Source organism: Bacillus sp. BC05(2025) (genome assembly GCF_056725905.1).
Genome location: NZ_JBWYRA010000001.1, coordinates 114,871 through 136,569 on the forward strand (window position 1 = coordinate 114,871; position 21,699 = coordinate 136,569).

The following is a 21,699-nucleotide window of genomic DNA, read 5'->3' on the forward strand; positions in this document are numbered from 1 at the left end:
ATGTTGTTGTATAAAAGTATCCTTTTTTGATTTACGGATTATATAAAAAAAGGTAGTATTTATTTTATATAATTGAATATAAGATTGTGGATCAAAAAAGGAGTAAACACATGGTTAAAATTATGATTGTAGAAGACGATATGAAAATTGCTGAACTATTATCAACACATGTCGCGAAATACGGGTATGAAGGAATTATTGTATCGGATTTTCAAAATGTATTAAACATTTTTTTAGAAGAACAACCAGAGTTAGTTTTATTAGATATTAATTTACCAAGTTTTGATGGCTACTATTGGTGTCGTCAAATTCGCGGAGTTTCTACATGTCCGATATTATTTATTTCGGCTCGTGAAGGCACGATGGATCAAGTTATGGCGCTAGAAAACGGCGGCGATGATTTTATTTCAAAGCCATTCCATTACGAAGTTGTAATGGCGAAAATTCGTAGTCATTTAAGACGTGCTTACGGAGATTATGCACCGAAAGTAGAAGAACGGATGGTCGAGCAACATGGTCTTTGTTTATATCCGGAAAGGCTTGTGTTGAAGCTTAAAAATCAAGAGATTGATATAACGAGAAATGAAGCTATTTTATTAGAGATGTTAATGCAAAATTATCCGCGTGTTGTGGGTAGAGAAGTGTTATTAAATAAATTATGGGATAGCGAATCTTATGTTGATGATAATACATTAAGTGTAAATACAACTCGTGTGCGTAAAAAGTTAAAAACATTGCAGATTGAAGATGCAATTGAAACGATTCGCAGTGTCGGTTATAGATTACATATAACTTGGGATAATGGTATAGAGAAATGATAAAATTATTTATTCGTGATCATATACCACTTATTTGTTTTACAGTAATCCAGCTACTAGCCATATTTCTTGTATATTGGTTTGATGGGTATAACCATATTGCAACGGCATTATATGCAATGTTTTTAGGTGTCTTTTTTATGGTAGGTTATTTAGTATTCCGTTACTTTACTCATCGTACGTTCTATGAAAGATTAGCAAATCCCATGCATTCCTTGGATGATTCTGTTCAAAAATCAGATTTTGCAGTTTTATCTACTGCGCTTCAAGACTTGCTTGAGGTACAGTATCGCCATTATCAAAATCAACTTCAGATACAAGAGAGAAAAAATAATGATCATTTAACCTTTATGAACCAGTGGATACATCAAATGAAAACCCCTTTATCTGTAATAGAATTAATTACACAAGATGAAATCGATCCGCGTTTTGAAAGTATTAATGAGGAAACAGATAGGCTAAAAAAGGGATTAGAGATGGCTCTATATGTCGCACGTTTAGAAGCATTTACGCAAGATTTTTATGTGGAAAAAGTACAGCTACATAAAATAGTAAATGATTCTGTACATGAACATAAACGCTTCTTTATCCGAAATTTTGTGTATCCAGAGCTTAAAATCGATAAGGACATCATTGTAGAAAGTGATGCGAAATGGTTACAATTTTTAATTGGACAAATACTATCGAACGCGATTAAATATTCAGCTGGTAGTCGAGAGAAGATTAAAGTGAAAGCTTGTAAGGAAGATAATAACGTTATACTTGAAATTACCGATAATGGCGTAGGGATACCGAAGCAAGATTTACCTAGAGTATTTAAACCTTTCTTTACAGGGGAAAATGGTAGAGATTTTAAAGAATCAACTGGAATGGGACTATATCTTGTATATGAAATTACGAAACAATTAGGACATCGTGTAGAAATTCATTCAGAAGTTGGTAAAGGTACTGTTGTACGAATTATATTTTTTAATGTGTAAATAAGTGATCGAGGCTAAAGAACTTTGGAGATAAGTTTTTTAGCCTTATTTTATCCCGCGTTAACGGACAGTAAAACTCCCACCTCAAAATTCAGTTGGTGCAAAGAAGTTAGGTGGGAGTCGGGCTGTCCGTAAACGTCCGATTGGTGAGGGCTGATAATCAGTGGGGGATGAACAAAACCCCCACTGATTAAAGTTTCACTTTATAGCAATTATCTGAAATGGTGAAAAATCATATTAGTATATATAATGACACACTAATAAATACGATCGTTAAATTAGAAGTATTTAATAAAAAGCTGATACATATTTCTGTAAGAAAAAGCCACCCCTTTGAAAGGATAGCTTCATGAATCCACCATATGAATAAGTATATCAACTTTAATAAGTATAATGTTCGAATTCGTGATATGTTTTGTGGATTATAATAGAATTAGTCTTTTGTTTTTTCATGATACAGTATTGTAATTAAGCAAACAAACTTAATAATTTATATCCAATTAATCCTAAAATAGTGATAGGAACCATCATTAAGAAAGAAGAAATTCGATTAGCATTAGAGCGTTCTAATACAAGAATCAAGATAATCCCGACTATCACTTCCGTATATCCAACAGGTAACATGTGATTATAGTCTTCAAAATGTAAAAGAATGTGAAGTCCATCCGTTACAAAAACTCCACTAATAAGCGCGCTTCCGAATTTATGAAGTGGATTTGTAGTATCTTTCCATAGAAAACCTGCCATTCCAAAGATAGTTCCTCCTATACATGCACACACAATCCATACAGATATAAAATAAATAGAGTGAGCTACATTTTTAATAACCATTGCATAACCATAGTAGCCTAATACCATACCGAATAGTGCAAGGATGCCAGAAAGTATAGCTGTACGTTTAGAATAACTCAAGCTAGCCACGAAAAAGGATGGAACTAACCAAACGCTTCCTAGGTTAGCTAATGAATTCCAATGTCCTGGAAGTATACCTTGCCCCAATTTAGTTAGTATACCAACAATAATCCCTATTATAATCGGGAGGAGAACAATCCTTACAAACATATTTAACTTTGTAATTTCTAATGTCCTGTCCATAAATTCAATCCTTACATTAATATTTTTTATAAACATATAATAGCTTATTGCAGAGGATTAATCAATAAAAAATTATCGATAAACAATAAGTTATTGTTGGATAACGAATAAAATATAATTAATTATAAATTTATATAAAAATTATATAAGAAGTAGTGCGTAGAAGTTTATTATTAGGGGAATCTAAGGGAAGTAGTACAACAAACGTAATGTATGATTGTTTAATATGATGTTAAGAAATGATAAATAAAGCGATCATTATTCCAGCACATATAATTGCATTTACTCATACAGTAGTAGTATGGTACAATATGGTTACTAACGACGGAAAGGAATGATGGGTGGACGATGATTAACTAATCTTATTTTTAAATGTTGAAATTCAATACATTTCAATTTCTAAAAAATAGGATTAGTCTGCCCAATTTCCATACAACGGTATTGCTATTTATGTTGTGCAATAGCTTATTTGGGTATAAATATTTTAACGACTAATCCTGCCAAATTTATTTGGGAGGATTTTTTTATTCTCCCTTTATGAAAGGGATTGGTATTATGAAAGAACTATTAAAATTAAATGATGTTTATGTGGAAATAAAAGAAAATACTTTGTTAGAGAAGATGAATGTGACAGTAAGACAAGGGGACGTTATTGGGTTAATCGGCAAAAATGGAGCTGGTAAATCAACGTTACTTCAATTAATAAATGGGAAGATTGAACCATCAAAAGGTACTGTTGAATGGATGCAAATGAATATGACAACTGCATATGTTGAACAAGAAAAAGAATCTTTCGTTAGCAAGGATATGATTGCAAAGGAAGCAGAACTTCTTGCGAAATGGGGCGTACCAACGAACGATTTTCTTACTTTAAGTGGTGGTGAAAAGCTGAAAGTTCGATTAGCAAAGGGGTTTGCTGAAAATCCTAATGTCTTAATATTAGACGAACCGACAAATCATCTAGATGAGATGAGTACGGAATTTCTCATTAAACAAATCAAAAATATGAAAGGTACAGTAATCGTCGTATCGCATGATCGATATTTTTTAGATGTTGTCGCAAGTAGAATATGGTCGATTGAGGATAAGAAATTAATTGACCATAGCGGGAATTACACGAGTTATATGAAAGCACGTGAGCATAAAAGAATGACGCAACAGCGCGAATATGAAAAACAACAAAAGAAGATAGAACAAGTAGAAACGCATATAAAAGAATTAAGTTCATGGTCACAAAAGGCACATGCGCAGTCTACAAAACAAGAAGGTGTGAAAGAGTTTTATCGTGTAAAGGCGAAGCGAATGGACGCGCAAGTTAAATCGAAACGAAAACGTCTTGAAAAAGAGTTGGAGAAAACGAAAGTTGAACGTGTGAAAGAAGATTATTCAGTTGAATTTTCTATTCAAGCGAGTAAAAAAGTAGGAAAACGTTTCTTAGAAGTAAAACAATTACGGAAAGAATTTAATAAACGAACATTATTTGAAAACGTTAATTTTACAATTCAGCACGGTGAGAAGGTTGCGATTATTGGTCCGAATGGTAGTGGGAAAACAACGTTACTGAAGATGATTATGGGAACAGAAACTGCTGAAGGAGAAGTATGGATTTCACCTTCAGCAAACATCGGTTATTTAACTCAAGAAGTATTTGATTTACCGCTGGATAAAACACCAGAAGATTTATTTTATAAAGAGACATTCGAAGAAAGAGGAAAAGTCCAAAATTTAATGAAACATTTAGGTTTTCAAGCTTCTCAATGGAAAGAGCCGATTGAGTATATGAGTATGGGGGAACGAGTGAAATGTAAGCTAATGGCTTATATTTTAGATGAAAAAGATGTACTTATTTTAGATGAACCGACGAATCACCTTGATCTGCCATCACGTGAACAGCTTGAAAATACATTAGCTGAGTATAATGGAACACTCGTTATCGTTTCTCACGATCGATATTTTCTGGAGAAGACAACCAACGCAAAACTCATGTTTGTAAACAATACGATACAAAAGCAGCTCGAAGAACCTACGAAAACAAGAGATGGAATGGAAGAGCTACGTTTAACGTTAGAAACAGAGAGACAAGAAGTATTAGGGAAATTAAGCTTTTTAACTTCTAAAGACAAAGAATATAAAGAACTAGATGAACGGTTTATGGAACTTACGAAGCAGATTAAGGCGCTTTAACGTAAGGAAGGGGATCAATATGGGAGCAGAGAGTTTGACTAAGTTATTTAGAATAGATTGTGGTGATATACCTACAAGAGTTTACGGCTAAAGATGCAGAGAGTATTTATAAAATATCCAATCAACCAGAGATAGAAAAGTTTTTACCGGACTGGAAATCAACGAAAGAACAACGAGTTAATTGGGTTACAAATTATGAAATACATGCAAACAAAGTGTTTCTTAATGCCGTAAGAATTATGAATAACATAGATGACCATATATTAAAGCTAGGAATATTTAAGAAATCGACTAATGAATTTGTTGGATGGTGCTGCATAGGTATGAAAGATGAACTCCCTGCACCGAACAGAGAAATTATGTATGCTGTTTCAAGTGAATATCATAATAATGGATATGCAACGAAAGCGACAAAAGGCTTGATTGGCTATTTGTTTGAAAATACAAATGTAGATGTTCTTAATGTAATTGCATTAATTAATAACGTACCGTCAAATAAAGTTATTGAAAAATGCGGGTTTGCTTATTTGAGTCAACAGGCGATAGACAACCAAATTTATAATCATTATGTATTGAGTAAATCTGAATGGATAAAAATTAGTGCTCTTTAAAGGGAGCGAGAATGCAAAAAAGCTTAGAGCTAAAACTCTAAGCTTTTTTGCATTCTAAAGTACTAGTTAACCATATTGAAGTGTAGATTATGGATGTGTTTTTCACCAAAAACAAATGCAGCAAGTTGTATATGCGAGAACTATTTCATAACAGTATATCTAAAAGGTGTTTGGAAAATTTTGTCGAATGTATATATCTATGAAAACTCTAATTTCTTACTCCAATCATCCTACATATGAATCACTTAAGTCTTTAGTAGAAGAATGAACGGAAAAAGTGAAGACAGCAAAGATTTGCATTTAAAATTAAGGGTTGAGTGTTAGTGGATTGCATGTTTGAAAATATGAAATAGTATTAAATGAGGGGGGAAGCGTATTATCATTTGGTTTCGTCACTTACCACAAATAAGTATGGATTTGTTAGAATGGACTCCTTTTATACAAAATGATTGGCACCGAAAACATTATATGAAGTTTGTGTATGTACTTCAAATCGTTCTTTTTCTAATACCGTATTATTTTGGAGCAAGTTTTACTCATATTAATATATTTTATCTCATTATTTTAGGTTTTTTAGTCTTCATCATTCATGAATATCTACACATTATTGTTATAAATAAAATGGGGGATATTAGCTTAACTTGTAGTGGAATATTTTTTTGGTTAAATACAAATGCAATCTTATCCAAAACGAGATTTTGGATTTTTATGAGCTTGCCTATTATTGTTTTATCGGTCGTTCCAGCCATTATATCATTGTATGTATCGGGAAATATTAAATCAATCTTATTGTTTGTATGTTGGATAAATGCAATAATTTCCGCTTCAGATATATACAATTCATTTTTAATTGCGATTAAACCGAAGAACTCATTTTTTTGTAGAGGTTACTTTAAAGTGAATGAGACTAAAAAAGAGTATCCCAAAAACATTTCAACCAAAGATATTATTTGAAAATATAACTTTGGGAAGGAAAAGACCGATAAAGCTATCGGTCTTTTCCCTTTTATCCCGCTTTAATGGGCAGTAAGACCCCCACCTCAAAATGCAGCGAAAGCAAAGAAGTAAGGTGAGGGATCAACTGCCCATAAAAGTCCGATTGGTGAGAGCTAATAATCAGTGGGGGATGGAGAAAACCCCCACTGATTAAAGTTTCACTTTATATAATAATATGATATACATTGTATTTCTTGCCACTATACAATTATTATAAGATAGTTATGTGTTACTTTTAGTTTGAAAATAGTTATGTTATCAGTTTTTTTAGAAATCTTACAAGCGTGTAAGATAAATGAAAGATGAATCAATATGAGTTATAAGACAATTCATTTACACTCTATTGTGAGAAGTGCAAATGAAGGGAGAATAGAAATGGAAATTTTACATGCGAAAAATATTAGTAAAGTATATAAAGGGAAAATCCCTTTTAAAGCATTAGTAGATATTGATTTATCAATTAAAGAAGGTGAATTTATAGGAATCATGGGACCATCAGGTAGCGGGAAAACAACGTTATTAAATATGGTATCTACTATCGACTCTCCAACATCGGGAGAAATAGTAATAAATGGTACAAACCCTTTCCACTTATCATCTGAAGATTTAGCTTTATTCCGTAGAAAACAATTAGGATTTGTATTCCAATCATTTAATTTACTTAGTACGCTTACAGTGAAGGAAAATATCGTATTGCCGATGACATTAGATGGTGTTTCTGTGCAAGAAATGAATAAACGAGTAGAAGAAATTGCAGCGAAATTAAATATAACAGATATATTGAATAAAAGAACATTTGAAATATCAGGGGGACAAGCTCAAAGAACAGCAATCGCTCGTGCGATCGTTCATAAGCCGCAATTATTACTTGCAGATGAACCTACAGGGAATTTAGACTCTAAATCTTCAAATGATGTAATGGAGATGCTCGATACGCTTAACAAGGAAGAAAAGGCAACGATGATGTTAGTTACACATGATCCGTATGCAGCTAGTTTTTGCAGCCGAGTAATTTTCATTAAAGATGGTCAACTATATAACGAAATTTATCGTGGTGAAAGTCGGCAAACCTTTTATCAAAAGATTATGGATGTCCTTTCTTTGTTAGGAGGGAAAAGGCATGACTTTTCGTCAGTTCGCATTTAATAATATCTTTCGTAATAAGCGTACATATGCTGCTCATTTTTTAAGCAGTGCATTTTCTATAATGATTTTCTTTACGTATGCTCTTTTATTATTCCATCCTGATTTACAGGGGGAATTGAAATCGACAAGCTCAACAATAAGTACATTTGGTACATTAGGATTTAAAGTTTCGCAAGGTTTGATTTGTGTATTTTCATTCTTCTTCATTCTATATTCAGTGAGCTCGTTTTTAAAAACGCGTAAGAAAGAATTTGGCATTTTAATGATGCAAGGTATGTCAATGAGACAGCTTAAGAAGTTATTGTTAATTGAAAATATGTTAATTGGACTCGGTTCAATTTGTATAGGGGTTCTTATTGGACTTATATTTTCTAAACTAGTTTTATTAATAAGTGCCAGTATATTAATGATTAGTAACGGCTTACCTTTTTATATACCAGTACAGGCTGTATTATTAACAGTTATTACGTTTCTTTTCTTATTTTTAATCGTTTCGTTAGTTACATTTAAAACAATTAAAGTAACCGAACTTGTGGAACTTATGCAAGCAGGTGAAAAGCCAAAGCCTGAACCGAAATCGTCAATTTTATTATCAATTTTCTCTTTGTTTAGTATAGGGTATGGATATATTTTAGTATTCCGCTTTATCCCAAGTTATAGTTTTATTACGCTTGGAATGGGTGTGCTCTTAGTAATTATAGGTACATACTTTTTATTTACACAGTGTAGCGTTTATATATTGCATCTTGCGAAAAGGAGTGAATCTTTCTTTTTTAAAAGAACCAATATATTAACATTTTCAGAATTAATTTATCGTATGAAAGATAATGCAACAATGTTTTTTATAGTATCTATTATTTCAGCGGTTGCTTTTACAGCAATTGGCACGACAGCTGCTCTTGGAAATAAAGATTTGGTAAGGATGACAAACCCGTATACATTGCTATATGTAGCTCCTGAAAAAAACAAAATAGCGGATAAACATCTCTCTACAATAAAAAAACATTTTGCTGATGCTAATATTCCATATCGAATGGCTTCATCTTCATACATATACACTGAAAGTAATGTATATGTAATGAAACTAAGTGAATATAACGAACTTGCGAGAGCACTCGGTTATCAACAAGAAACAATTGAAAAAGAAGATGAAATGTTATTAATCCCAGGAATGGTATCACAAAAACAGGAATTTAAAAATGGTGATTATAAAAAGGATATTGAGGTCATTCAAGGAGAGTGGACAAAGACATTTCATGTGAAAAAAACTGTAGATAACTTAGTTTTGCCACATGATACGCAAGGGATTTATATTGCTATTCAAGATCATGTGTATGATGAAATTCCACTTAATAGTAGTCCGGATTATGAAAATATAATTCAATATCGAACGTATGGATTTGTTGTTGATGATTGGATAAAAACGAAAGAAATTTCAAATCAATTAAATAATATATTCGAAAAAGAGCCTAGAGACATACATTTTGAATTTAGAGCTCTAACTATAGAGTTGTTAAGTGCAAAACAAACGAATGGATTATTACTTATGGCAAGTGTTTTAGTTGGAATCGTCTTCTTTACTTTTGCTGCTAGTTTTATTTACTTCCGGTTATATACTGATTTGGACCGTGATCAACAGCAGTATAAAATGATTTCAAAAATGGGATTAAGTAAACGAGAGTTGAAGAAAGTTGTAACGAGACAGTTAGTATTAATGTTCTTCTTACCGATTATCATTGCAGTAATTCACACAGTGGTTGCTTATATGGCATTGCAACAATTGGTCGATTTTTCTATTTTAAATAGTTCTATCGTAATTCTAATTTCATTTATTTGTATACAAGTTTTATATTTCTATATAACTCGTTGGCGCTATTTACAAAAGCTTTATAAAACTATGGAGCAATAGAGATTATGAGGAAGTAAGATTGCAGAAAAGCATGTAAAAAAACAATTTTGGTTATGAAAGGAACTGTGATGAAAAAAACAATATCTATTTTCATATTAAGTATATTATTGTTAATAAGTGTAAGTGCATGCTCTAAAAATGAAAACAGATTTCCAGCAAACGGCGTACTAGTTATTGGAGATGAGGACAATACTTTAACTATTATAAATCGTTATAAGGAAAACACGAAAGAACATGAAGTTTTTTCTGTGAAAACAGGTAGATTTGACAAAAAGAGGGTTTTAATATTAAATGAATCTACTGCAAAAGCGATGATTAAAGCAAAAATTTTTCGTGAAAGAGATCAATCATCTCTTTCCAAACCTTTAGATACGTTGCCGAATTTTCCAAAAGAAAGTTCACTACTATTTATAAATGAAGAAGAAAAGAATATAAAAAGTATTGAAATAGAAGGAAAAGCGATACCAGTTACATATGATAGGGATGCTTGGCTTGGTAATAATCGAAACTATGGACTACTATCGTATGTAATTGTGGCGGAAAATAATGTATATAATGAAATAAAAGCAAATGAAACAAAAATACAACTTCTTCATCTGAAAAAATCTTTAGGTGACGAAAAACCTAAAATGTCGACAGATAATACATTGACTAATGAATATGTAAAAGTAAGAAAGTTGATTGAAGGTTATAAGGGTGAGGTATCAGTTCAATTTGTAACGATTGGAGAAAAATCTTAAAAAAGAGCTCGAGGTTGATAGAAATTTTATCAACCTTGAACTCTTTTTAGTTTAGAGCATTCATATAACATAGATTACATTACTTCATTTAATCGAGTCCCACTCGTTTCTTCAATCGCATTTGAATTTTGAACTGAATTATTTTGTGCTTCTTTTTCTTTACGAGCCTTTTGTAGCATTTCAAGTATAATCCATAAAGGAACACCTTTATCTTTTAGCATCTTCCATAAATCTAATTCATTAAATTTATGCTCAGGTTGTTTCATCTCTTTTTCAGATGAACGAATATCAAATTTGATGGGATCATTTGATTTTTTATCTTCAAGTTTAGTGGAAGAGATCGTATTATGCTCAAGATTAGATGAAGTTATTTTAGTAGGTTGAGATAATGTATGAATATTTAATCCGATTTGCATGTCTTTTCCTCCTTAAGTAATAAAATTAGTTTTCTTGTAATTATTAAAGCTATGTAACATGAGAAAACTATCTTCAATTATAAATTTAAATAATCAGATTTACAAGTTGTATTATAAAAAGTAATTCCTCACTTGAATTAATATTTATCAACATTTGTGCATGTTTTCTATATACAATGTATATAAAATACAAATTCTATGGTTGCGCCCTCATCTAATGCTATTATAAATAGTAATAAGCCTTTACAGATTGGGACCATCTCGATATGGTAGGACTTAGTGTTTCAGATACGTTAGTTTTTTCTAGCATTCAAGGCTTTTATAGAACAATTGCAGAAAAGTTATTAAGATTACCGAAATAGGTAATAATAAAGCGCTCTCGATGGAATTCGAGGGCGCTTTATATTATATTGAAAGAGGGATATGGTAGAAAAATATGGGGGATATTATGAAAATTAAAGTTGTATTATCAGGATATGGAACAGTAGGAAAAGAGTTTATAAAATTATTAAATGAAAAATACTTATATATAAATGAAACGTATGGAATAGATTTAGTGGTAAGCGGTGTATTAGGCAGAAATGTTGCAATACATAATGAAGATGGATTATCTATTCCTCATTTATTAAGATATGGTGGCGGTAGCTCTGCAATTGAAAAATATATTGAACATCATCCAGAGGAACGAGCAACAGATAACATAATTGGTACTGTGCTAGTAGAATCAACAGTTACAAATCTTAAAGATGGAAATCCAGGAAAACAATATATAATACAAGCAATTGAAAAACAGATGGATATAGTAGCAATTTCAAAAGGAGCACTCGTTACAAACTGGAGAGAAATAAATGAAGCAGCAAAAATCGCAAATGTACAAATCCGATATAGTGGTGCAACTGCGGCCGCATTACCGACACTTGATATTGGGCAATTTAGTCTAGCTGGTTGCCATATTGAAAAAATAGAAGGAATATTAAACGGGACAACAAATTATATTCTTACGAAAATGAATGAGGAAGATGTTACGTTTGAAGAAGCACTGAAAGAAGCGCAACGTAAAGGAATTGCTGAAACGAACCCAACATTAGATGTAAGCGGCTCTGATAGTGCGTGTAAATTGTTACTTTTGACAAACAGTTTAATGGGAACAGAGCATACGCTTACTGATATACATATAAAAGGAATTGAACATGTTACAAAACAAGAAATTCGACATGCTAAGGAACAAAATAAATTTATTAAATTAATAGCTTCAGCGTATAAGGATCAGGATGGTAAAGTGGCTCTTAAAGTAGAACCGTACGAAATAGATAAGGATCATCCGCTAGCAAATGTAAATGGTACAGAAAAAGGAATTACGTTCTTTACAGATATGATGGGGCAAGTTACTACAATTGGTGGTGCATCAAATCCACGCGGAGCCGCAGCAGCGGCTTTAAAAGATATAATTAATTTATACCGTAAAGATTTATCACGTATTAACAGGTAGTAAAATTACCCATTAATTAATATTTCACTTTATCCCGCGTTAACGGACAGTAAACGTCCGATTGGTGAGGGCTAATAATCAGTGGGGGATGAACAAAACCCCCACTGATTAAAGTTTCACTTTATATGACCGTACCGCCCTTTATAAAAAATACATATGTAGTGGACCTTTTGAGAATGAAATAATTATGCAAAAATGATTGCAGGGGGTAAGGAATTGTTTAAAGATTTTAAAGTTGTGAAAGAACGTCCCGTTTATATTCAATTGAAAGATTATTTAAAAAAGATGATTATGAAAGGGCATTTGCTCGGGGATCAAAAAATTCCTTCGACGAGGGAACTTAGTGAATTACTAAGTGTGAGCAGAAATACGGTGCTCGCTGCTTATGCGGATTTAGAACAAGAAGGACTCATTTATGCAGTTAAAGGAAAAGGGAATTTTGTTGCGAAGGTTGATATTTCAAACACTTCGTCTGTTGAAATAGATTGGAAAAATAAACTTAATACAGTTACCTTATTAGCGGATGAATTAGATTTAATGAAACATGGTGTTCGCTGGGAAAAGGGAATGATTGTTTTTAATAGCATTGCTCCAGACGAAAAGCTATTTGATGTGGAAAATTTCAAAAGAGCTTTTCTTACTCGTATGTCCATTGAAGGTGATGTCGTATTAAATTACGGATATGCAAAAGGTTATAAACCGTTAATGAATTATCTACTTCATTATATGGAAATGAAAGGTGTAGATATTTCGAACAAAGACATTTTAATTACAAATGGATTTACAGAAGGATTAGACATTGTACTATCCTCGTTATCCAAAAAATCAGGGCGGGTTATTTGTGAGAATCCGACTCATCATGCTGCACTCAAGCTTTTCCGCTTACATGGACTTGAAGTTCATGGAATGAGTATGAATGAAGATGGCATTGATACGAACGAAGTGGAAAAAAGTTTACGTGAAAAGGATTTTGATTTCGCGTATTTAATTCCTTCATATCATAATCCAACCGGTATTGTCACGAGTTCGGAGAAAAGAACGGAACTGATGAGATTATTTTCAAAATATAAGGTTCCTATTATAGAAGATGGGTTTAATGAAGAGTTACGTTATTCAGGTTCACATTTAGCACCATTATTAACTTTTGCTGGTGCAGGTAATAATGTGATTTATATTAGTAGCTTTTCGAAAGTACTTTTCCCTGGTTTACGTGTAGGCTGGATTATTGGCGATAAAGAACTGATTCATTATTTAGAAAGTGTAAAAAGAGCAAGAACAATTCACACATCTACTTTAGATCAAGCTGTTCTTTTTCAATATTTACATGAAGGATATTTTGAAAAATATTTAAAAAAGGCAAGGTCTGTTTATAAGAAAAAATATGAGTTAGCTGTTGGGGCGTGTAACGAGTACATTCCGTTTCAAAGAATGACCGGTGATGGTGGACTTCATTTATTTATAGAATTAGAAGAAAAAATTCATGCCCGCACACTTTTGCAAAAGTGTTATGAGCAAGGGGTTACATTTTCTCCTGGAGATGTTTTTTACTCTGATGGAGGAGGAGCGAACACGTTTCGATTAGGATTTTCACGTTTGAAAGAAGAAGAAATAGTTCGGGGAATCAAAATAATCGGTGATACAATAAAGTGAAGCTTTAATCAGTGGGGGGGTGTTCATCCCACACCTAACTGCATTGCTTCCGCTGAATTTTGAGGTGGGGGTCTTACTGCCTGTTAATGCGGGATAAAAAAATGAAATTTGGAGTTGAGGAAATGAGAATTGGCGTTATTATGGGGGGAGTATCCTCTGAAAAACAAGTATCAATTATGACTGGAAATGAAATGATTGCAAATTTAGATGAAAATAAATATGAAATCGTACCGATTACGTTAAATGAAAAAATGGATTTAATCGAAAAAGCGAAAGACATTGATTTTGCATTACTCGCATTACACGGAAAATACGGAGAAGATGGAACTGTTCAAGGGACACTTGAAAGTTTAGGTATTCCTTATAGCGGAAGCAATATGTTATCTAGCGGTATATGTATGGACAAAAATATTTCGAAAAAGATTTTACGTTATGAAGGTATAGAAACACCTGATTGGATTGAACTTACAAAAATGGAGGATCTAAATGTTGATGAACTAAATCAGTTAGGATTTCCGTTAGTGGTAAAACCAAACTCTGGTGGCTCAAGTGTCGGGGTAAAGATTGTCTATAATAAAGACGAATTAATTTCAATTCTGGAAACTGTATTTGAATGGGATTCGGAGGTAGTAATAGAGAAATATATAAAAGGTGACGAGATTACATGTTCCATTTTTGATGGAAAACAATTACCTATCATTTCAATTCGACATGCGGCTGAGTTCTTTGATTACAATGCGAAATATGATGCTGCTAGTACAATTGAAGAAGTTATCGAACTTCCAGCTGAACTGAAGGAACGTGTAAACAAAGCTTCACTGGCTTGCTATAAAGCATTAAAGTGCAGCGTTTATGCAAGGGTGGATATGATGGTGAAGGATGGTATTCCATATGTAATGGAGATTAATACATTACCAGGGATGACGCAAGCGAGTTTACTACCAAAAAGTGCAGCTGCAGCGGGAATTGAATATAGTAAACTATTAGATATGATTATTGAAACTTCATTAAGAGTAAGAAAAGAAGAAGGCTTTTAAGTAGCGGTATCATAAATGATTTTTGACAGTTACATGAAGTATGTTATGATGAATACAATACGAAAATTAAATATTTTATCCACTAGGGGGGCCTATTATAGGCTGAGATCAAATTGGAATTTGAGACTCTTAGTACCTGATCTGGTTAATGCCAGCGTAGGGAAGTGGGAAAGACATTGCTATTTTATGAATAAAAACTGTCACTTTCACTTTCTTTACGCCTGTAAAGAAAGTTTTTTTGTTTTACAGATATAATAATGGTGGGTAAATACTTAAATTTCATACATAATTGGAGGGATTTAAATGACTTTTTCACAATCATTACGTAAAGAAGTAGACTCAATTTGGGAAGCTAGTTTTCATCATCCTTTTGTAAAAAAACTTGGTGAAGGAACGTTAGATTTAGCTAGTTTTCGCTATTATGTGCTTCAAGATTCGTATTATTTGAGTCACTTTGCTAGAGTACAAACTTTAGGAGCTGCAAAAGCATTGGAATTAGAAACGACAGCTCGTATGGCACACCATGCTCAAAATACATATGAAGCGGAATTATCCTTACATGAGAATTTTGCGAAGAAACTAGGGATCACACAAGAAGAAAAAGATAATTTTATTCCTGCTCCAACTGCATACGCATATACTTCACATATGTATCGTGCTGCGTATGAAGGACATTTAGGTGATATCATTGCAGCAATTTTACCTTGCTATTGGTTGTATTATGAAATTGGTGAGCGTTTAAAAGAGTGTCAGCCAGAAGAGCCAATTTATAACGAATGGATTTCTGCTTACGGATCTGATTGGTTCCGTACATTAGTTGAAGAGCAAATTACACGGTTAGATACTATCGCTGAAAAAGTAACAGAGGCAGACCGAAATCGAATGAAACAACATTTTATTATAAGTAGTCAATATGAATATTCATTTTGGGAAATGGCCTATACATTAGAAAAGTGGCCGGTAAGTATAGAAGAGAAAAACGTAATAGGATAAAGACAAGAGGTATTGCAAAAGGCGCATCAATCTAAGTGCGTCTTTTTTCAATTTATCCCGCGTTAACGGACAGTAAAACTCCCACCTCAAAATTCAGTTGGAGCAAAGAAGTTAGGTGGGAGTCGGGCTGTCCGTTAACGTCCGATTGGTGAGGGCTGATAATCAGTGGGGGGTGAACAAAACCCCCACTGATTAAAGTTTCACTTTATAAAAATGAGCCCGTGGAAAAATAACCGAAAAATAGGTACATGAACAAGATACATCATCTAGTGATAGGTCATATTTTGTAGGTGTACGTATTGAACTTAGTTTATAGCGCTATTTCTACTAAGATTTAACAAACAGAAATATAGGAAAGCGTCAAAAGGTTATAGTTAATAAAAGGAGGTCATGAAAATGAATCAATTCCAACAAGAACTACAAGCGTTAAGCCTTAATGATTACCAGTCTGGAAATGTTGTGTATTGGGACCAGCAAAACCAATATCCATATTACTATATTGAAGATGGTGCTCGTCGCTGTGGCGGCTGTGGTGGATGTGGCGGTCGTTGCGGCGGATTTCGTTGTGGTGGATTCCGTTGTTTTGGTTGCTTCGGTTGTTTTGGTTGTTTTAGTTGTGGAGGTTGTGGCAGCTGTGGTAGTTGCTCTAATTGTTTTAATGGTACTTCTGATGCTATTGTAATATATGAATATTGACTACGAATATTCATATAAAATATTAGCTTTATACATGTACATGTCGACAAAGAATATAGCGCCATCGCTAGTGGATATATTCAATCATTCAAGTAAAAGAGTAACTCTTACCTTACTCTTTGTTCATATAATATAGGCTTGTTAGCGGAAATCCAAGACTCTTTATATTGAGAAATCAAGAAAAATCATTTTAAAGAGTCTTATCTTTTTTTCATACATTAAAGAGAAGCTAGCAAAAGCTAACTACTCGACCCTAGGGTATGAAGGGAATAAGAAACTGTATTTTGTGTTATAGACAGAATGTTTTGTTTTATTGAAGGGATAGATATTCATATTTTTTAAAATTAACGATACTATCCATGTAATATACGAAATATTTAAATTTTATAAGAGTGAAAGGATGTATAGGTGATATGGAGAAAAAGAATACCAGGGTTGTTAGGGTATTTATAGCAAGTCCATTTTTTAATGATGAACAACTTAACAGAGTAAAGAGACTAGAAAATGCGCTTAGTAATAATCCTTTTGTTGCAGATATTTTTTCAGCTAGGTTCTATCAACATGAACATTTAACTTTTGGATCTATGGAGTGGAGAACTGCAGTTTTTCATAATGATTTAAAATATTTAAGAAGAGCGGATGTAGTAGTGGCAATTCATGATTTCGTGAATGGGTGTGTAGATAGTGGTACGGCTTTTGAAATTGGTTACGCATATGCATTTCAAAAGCCTATTATTTTGATAAAAGAAAAAGAAAGCATACCTAATCTTATGTTAGTCGAAAGCTTATATGCCTATCTGACAAATGTAGAAGATATTGCCACGTATGATTTCATTAATATGCCACGTATTCCATATAAAGGTCCGCTGGAGTGAATTGAAGCAGCACAACATTCCTTTTGGTAACTATGAATTTTGGCGCTTTGTTTCCATTGCTGATGCGAAGAAAGAAGTGCAAGACAGGGTGATAAGAGTGCTACGGTTTGTGTTGCAGATGTAGAAGTGAAAACAATGAATGATATGAGAACGGGGATACAAGCTTTTATCGATAAATTATACCATTTAGGTGCTAAGAAAGTTGGTTTATATGTTGGTCAAAATATGTATGCACCTTTTGGTATGACAAATGAAAAAGCTGACTTTGTATGGATTCCTCGTTATGATGGCAACAAACCAGCGTATCCATGCGATATCTGGCAATATACTGAAACAGGGAATGTACCTTGAATCGGTAAATGTGACCTTAATTTACTTATAGGTAATAAGTCACTGTCTTGGTTTACTGAATCAGCAACACAAGAAGTTGTACAAGCACCTAAACAAAACATCATCCAAAGTTGGATTGTTTTCACAATTTAGATTTTCGTTATTCCCCACATACTGAATTCATAATGATATTCCGTCCTTTCGATACATACGCCGAATTCTAAATCATCACCAACTAATACAAAATCGGTATACCCAGTTAGAAATCTTGATATGGTTGATAACTCTTCTAAATTATCGAATACTTCAGCAATGTTTAGCTTAACTGCTTCAATTTTACCACCCTTAGAGAAAAAGAGTCTCCCTTGATTAAGTGGAAATTGAATAGTTTTAGCTGTTTCTTTTAACAGTGCAATTGATAGTCTTCTGTTTTCTTCATAATCAGTGCTACCAAAAATTTTTATGTTTGAATTTTGTTCTAGCGTATTAAATAATTCTTTACAAAATAAATCATTAGATTCGGCATCCATAAATGAGTCCATAGAAATCGTAACAATATTAGAAAGTTCGTCTATCAGTTCTTTTCTACTAGCGTTTCTTTTTGCTTTCATTTTTAGAATTTCGATCCGGCTTTTATTCATATTACTCAAAATTTTTCACACCTTTAGTTTTTTCCTTTTTTCTTGTATCCTTCAAAATCTTCTGGATAATGTCTATAGTTTTGATTATATCTTCCTTTTTCATTATCTGCAGTATGGAAATGGGAACCTTTTCTCATTTTATCTTCTCTATGCTCAATTATATGCACTTTTTCATTTTTAATATTAGAATAGTGGCCAGTGAATACAGAGGCGAAAAAGGTAATAGGATAGTGAAAAGAGGTTTTGATATACATATGTATGGTCAATACCTCTTTTATAATTTTTTGTAAAATTATTGTAAATCCCAAATACAATACGTAACATATATTGTATAATTCGAATGTAATACAATAACGATTAAAGAGGGGGTCTATGTATGATAATTTCTTTTAACTTTTAGTAGAGTCATGTCATTAATATATAAGTCGGATAAGCGGTATTTGCTATTCTTTTAAATAATTAGATTATGTGATAATACTTTAGTTTTTTGTGATCAAGAAAAATGAAGAAAGGAAGTAATCATTTTATGGAAAAATTAAAGTTGTTAACATTTGAAAATATAGTAGAACCTCTTTTAAACGAAAGCGTATCATTTATATATTTTCCTATTGAATGGCTTGATATTGTAGAGATACATTATAAGACATTTTTATTAACGAGTAAGTTGAAACGGTTGAATGAAAGATTATATGATATGTTTTCTGATATATTATTTATTCAGCATAATCCATATGTATTAAATGAAAATACACCATGGATTGTATGTAAAGAACCTATTAGAAAAGAACAACTTGATTATATTTTTCAAAGTTGGTATGAGATTATTCATGATTGGAAACCGAATAAATTAATAGATTCACCAAAATATGAATGGCATTACGATTTCATTTCTAATTTAACAGTATTACTTGATAATGAAACATATTCAAAGTGGGTGCCCGCTTTAATTTCACATATTTTTTGTGAACGGCCTTTACAGTTAGAAAACATACACGAAGAAGATATATATTTTTCTCCTCTTAGATCACAAAATATTTGTGAGGCTATGTCAGAGCCCGTTAAAGATGAAAAAACACAAGATTATTTTGCCTATGTATATCGGTTTGAATGTATAACGCGCGGAGGCGAGAATATTCCATTATTAAATGTCTCAATAGGAATTCGGAGATTTTATCAAGAATCTAACCATCCAGATATTCCTTTGCTTTTGAGACGAAAACGAGGCATGATTTTAATTTCTACTCCAGAACTTGCATCGAATAATAAAAAAGTTCGGTTTGTAAAACTAAAAGTACAACAAGCTACAAACGGTATAAAGTGGATAAAGATATTTAGAAATTTAAAAGATGATTTTCATATAGGGGGAGAAGTTGAATTAGAGCATATTCTTCAATATCCGAAAGATTATATGCTAGGAGAAAATCTTAGGGTGTTACTTCCATACAATGAGAGAATATATAAAGTTCAAGGTACGAAAATAAAACCTGGTATAAAAGTAAAGGAAAGAGAGTATTTATTTAAAGGGTTTCAGCAAAAATTTACTGATTTCACATTACTCCCAGAATGTAAAAAGGTAGCAACAAATAATGAAAATGAATTATTCCCATTAATTGCACCAAAAGGATTAGAAACGATAACATTAGAAATATGGTCTGAAAAAATATCGTTGGAAGTTGAACAAGCGTTATTTGAAAGTAAAATTGTGCTAGCTCAAATCGGTGAGTCATCGTATGTATTAAATGCAGATTCTCCAGTATTGTTAAAAATAGTAAGATGTAATATTGAAAAAGTATTGCAAAATCCATATAGAATGCAATATTGTCAGAAATACAAATCAAATTTAGTAGAGGATGTTATGAAAGCGGTCAATGTTACTGCAGGTGAGCGCAAGAATGTGACATTGGCGTTAATTGCAATGGAAAATTGTGACGGGCGTGAAAAAATTGATCCAAAGCAAATTGTTAGAGAAGGGTTTGCGCGTACAAACCGTATTTCAGCATTTATTAATTTATTTATAGGTCAAAGTGTATCTCGTAAAACTATTATACAGTGTATTTTTAACTTATTAGAACAAAGAGGGTTTATGAAACGTAGTTGGAATAAGATAAATTTAACTTGTACATATGTTAATTTATCAATTGAACGAATCTCGAAATTTGATTTCTTACCTATTATTTCACAAATAAAAGGAAAAGAAATTTCATATAAATTATATGGGAATACAAATTGGCAAACGATTGATCATTTATTATTAAATGTAAATAAACATAACGCCTTTTTACCACAACCTTCAAAAAGAAATGATATGGGAATTCAATTTAAACAATTTGTTTCTGAAACATTAACAGGAATTTTACAACATGCAAAAGAAAAAAATGAACAAGTATATTTCATTATAGATGCGAATGTAAGAAAACATTGGATAAAAGAGTTACAAAATCAAAAAATCGATATAGATACTTTCCCTGACTTTTTTCCAGATGTGTTAAAAGTCCCAAACTTAAATATTATTAGGATAAATACATCTTTTGATGTACCAAAATACGGTGCAATAGAATGTGAAGATATGCTGGATGGTACAAGTTTATATGTAGATGAAAAAGGAATGTATTATAGCACTGGTGAATATTCGCTTAATGGTAGTGAAACATTGCAGCGATACATACTTGAAATTTTACCAATAGGTGTAAAAGCAGTAGAAAGGAATGATATTGCCAAAATGGTACATTACATGTGCTGTAATTCAAGTATGCTTTTGGAAAAGAATATACACATGCCATATTCCATGCATATGGCGAAAGTAATAAAAAGCTATATGACGGATATAGATGCAAGAGAGTTTAAAGAGTTTGATGATGAACTGGATGTAGATATAGTGAGAATAGAAAAGAAAGATTCCATTATTTTGCTTTGAAATATAATAGACAAATCCTTGCCATTATATCGGTCAGGATTTGTCATTTTTTCATGTAAATAAGGATATCTTTTGTCATGTATCTTCTCTTTTACATATTTACTTTATTTCTATACAGGATTAAGATGTTTTTTAGAAATAAAAAACTATATCATTTGGAAAAGCAATATGAATGAATT

The 21,699-nt window shown here is 32.3% G+C and carries 17 protein-coding genes, 3 pseudogenes and 1 riboswitch; of the genes and pseudogenes, 17 read left to right on the forward strand and 3 right to left on the reverse strand.

Features of this window, described 5'->3' with window-relative positions; translation table 11 throughout:
* Positions 1 to 110 precede the first annotated feature (110 nt).
* A complete protein-coding gene (locus ACZ76X_RS00590) occupies positions 111 to 818 on the forward strand; it encodes a response regulator transcription factor (RefSeq protein WP_098669263.1) in 708 nt (235 codons plus the stop codon).
* Positions 815 to 1,798, forward strand: coding sequence for a sensor histidine kinase (locus ACZ76X_RS00595; protein ID WP_479849124.1), 984 nt, complete (start codon positions 815 to 817; stop codon positions 1,796 to 1,798). Before ACZ76X_RS00590 ends, ACZ76X_RS00595 begins: the two co-directional genes overlap by 4 nt.
* Before the next feature lie 468 nt (positions 1,799 to 2,266).
* Here ACZ76X_RS00595 and ACZ76X_RS00600 read toward each other — a convergent pair whose 3' ends face one another.
* Positions 2,267 to 2,893: a DUF6518 family protein gene (locus tag ACZ76X_RS00600; RefSeq protein WP_479849125.1), complete on the reverse strand. Its 627-nt coding sequence runs from the start codon at positions 2,891 to 2,893 to the stop codon at positions 2,267 to 2,269.
* Positions 2,894 to 3,448: 555 nt separating this feature from the next.
* Between ACZ76X_RS00600 and abc-f the strand changes: the two genes are divergently transcribed.
* The 6 genes and pseudogenes from abc-f to ACZ76X_RS00630 all read left to right on the forward strand — a co-directional run bounded on the left by abc-f (position 3,449) and on the right by ACZ76X_RS00630 (position 10,479).
* The gene (gene abc-f / locus ACZ76X_RS00605; protein WP_479849126.1) at positions 3,449 to 5,077 is read left to right on the forward strand and encodes a ribosomal protection-like ABC-F family protein; all 1,629 of its coding nucleotides are present in this window, start codon (positions 3,449 to 3,451) and stop codon (positions 5,075 to 5,077) included.
* Positions 5,078 to 5,096: 19 nt separating this feature from the next.
* A pseudogene (locus ACZ76X_RS00610) lies at positions 5,097 to 5,688 on the forward strand (GNAT family N-acetyltransferase).
* Between the two features lie 411 nt (positions 5,689 to 6,099).
* The gene (locus ACZ76X_RS00615; protein ID WP_479849127.1) at positions 6,100 to 6,642 is read left to right on the forward strand and encodes a DUF3267 domain-containing protein; all 543 of its coding nucleotides are present in this window, start codon (positions 6,100 to 6,102) and stop codon (positions 6,640 to 6,642) included.
* 417 nt (positions 6,643 to 7,059) lie between these two features.
* Positions 7,060 to 7,830 carry an ABC transporter ATP-binding protein gene (locus ACZ76X_RS00620; protein ID WP_479849128.1) on the forward strand — a complete coding sequence of 257 codons (771 nt, stop codon included), beginning with the start codon at positions 7,060 to 7,062 and terminating at the stop codon, positions 7,828 to 7,830.
* Entirely contained in the window at positions 7,805 to 9,739 is a 1,935-nt protein-coding gene (locus ACZ76X_RS00625) for an ABC transporter permease (RefSeq protein ID WP_479849129.1), read from the forward strand. The genes ACZ76X_RS00620 and ACZ76X_RS00625 overlap by 26 nt, the downstream gene beginning before the upstream one ends.
* Positions 9,740 to 9,807: 68 nt before the next feature.
* Positions 9,808 to 10,479, forward strand: a complete 672-nt coding sequence (locus ACZ76X_RS00630; protein WP_479849130.1) for a lipoprotein BA_5634 family protein — start codon at positions 9,808 to 9,810, stop codon at positions 10,477 to 10,479.
* A gap of 74 nt (positions 10,480 to 10,553) precedes the next feature.
* On the opposite strand, the gene ACZ76X_RS00635 is transcribed toward ACZ76X_RS00630, so the two are convergent.
* The gene (locus ACZ76X_RS00635) at positions 10,554 to 10,895 is read right to left on the reverse strand and encodes a DUF3914 domain-containing protein (protein ID WP_479849131.1); all 342 of its coding nucleotides are present in this window, start codon (positions 10,893 to 10,895) and stop codon (positions 10,554 to 10,556) included.
* A 186-nt stretch (positions 10,896 to 11,081) separates the two neighbouring features.
* On the opposite strand from ACZ76X_RS00635, the pseudogene ACZ76X_RS00640 reads away from it, so the two are divergent.
* From ACZ76X_RS00640 to ACZ76X_RS00675, 8 genes and pseudogenes are all read left to right on the forward strand, one after another.
* A pseudogene (locus ACZ76X_RS00640) lies at positions 11,082 to 11,257 on the forward strand (lipase); the annotation flags it as partial.
* A gap of 86 nt (positions 11,258 to 11,343) precedes the next feature.
* Complete coding sequence (locus tag ACZ76X_RS00645; RefSeq protein ID WP_479849132.1) at positions 11,344 to 12,384, forward strand: homoserine dehydrogenase; 1,041 nt, start codon at positions 11,344 to 11,346, stop codon at positions 12,382 to 12,384.
* Between the two features lie 216 nt (positions 12,385 to 12,600).
* Complete coding sequence (gene pdxR / locus ACZ76X_RS00650; RefSeq protein ID WP_479849133.1) at positions 12,601 to 14,034, forward strand: MocR-like pyridoxine biosynthesis transcription factor PdxR; 1,434 nt, start codon at positions 12,601 to 12,603, stop codon at positions 14,032 to 14,034.
* A gap of 122 nt (positions 14,035 to 14,156) precedes the next feature.
* A complete protein-coding gene (gene ddlB, locus ACZ76X_RS00655; protein WP_479849851.1) occupies positions 14,157 to 15,071 on the forward strand; it encodes a D-alanine--D-alanine ligase in 915 nt (304 codons plus the stop codon).
* Positions 15,072 to 15,145: 74 nt separating this feature from the next.
* Positions 15,146 to 15,251, forward strand: a riboswitch (TPP riboswitch).
* A 123-nt stretch (positions 15,252 to 15,374) separates the two neighbouring features.
* Positions 15,375 to 16,064, forward strand: a complete 690-nt coding sequence (gene tenA / locus ACZ76X_RS00660; RefSeq protein ID WP_479849134.1) for a thiaminase II — start codon at positions 15,375 to 15,377, stop codon at positions 16,062 to 16,064.
* A gap of 396 nt (positions 16,065 to 16,460) precedes the next feature.
* Positions 16,461 to 16,760 carry a heterocycloanthracin/sonorensin family bacteriocin gene (locus tag ACZ76X_RS00665; protein ID WP_479849135.1) on the forward strand — a complete coding sequence of 100 codons (300 nt, stop codon included), beginning with the start codon at positions 16,461 to 16,463 and terminating at the stop codon, positions 16,758 to 16,760.
* A gap of 413 nt (positions 16,761 to 17,173) precedes the next feature.
* The gene (locus ACZ76X_RS00670) at positions 17,174 to 17,635 is read left to right on the forward strand and encodes a nucleoside 2-deoxyribosyltransferase (protein WP_479849136.1); all 462 of its coding nucleotides are present in this window, start codon (positions 17,174 to 17,176) and stop codon (positions 17,633 to 17,635) included.
* Position 17,636: 1 nt separating this feature from the next.
* A pseudogene (locus tag ACZ76X_RS00675) lies at positions 17,637 to 18,061 on the forward strand (GH25 family lysozyme); the annotation flags it as partial.
* Between the two features lie 53 nt (positions 18,062 to 18,114).
* On the opposite strand, the gene ACZ76X_RS00680 reads toward ACZ76X_RS00675, so the two are convergent.
* A complete protein-coding gene (locus tag ACZ76X_RS00680) occupies positions 18,115 to 18,615 on the reverse strand; it encodes a YxiF family protein (protein WP_479849137.1) in 501 nt (166 codons plus the stop codon).
* A 517-nt stretch (positions 18,616 to 19,132) separates the two neighbouring features.
* Between ACZ76X_RS00680 and ACZ76X_RS00685 the strand changes: the two genes are divergently transcribed.
* Positions 19,133 to 21,520, forward strand: coding sequence for an RNaseH domain-containing protein (locus tag ACZ76X_RS00685; RefSeq protein WP_479849138.1), 2,388 nt, complete (start codon positions 19,133 to 19,135; stop codon positions 21,518 to 21,520).
* The last annotated feature ends 179 nt before the right edge of the window (positions 21,521 to 21,699 follow it).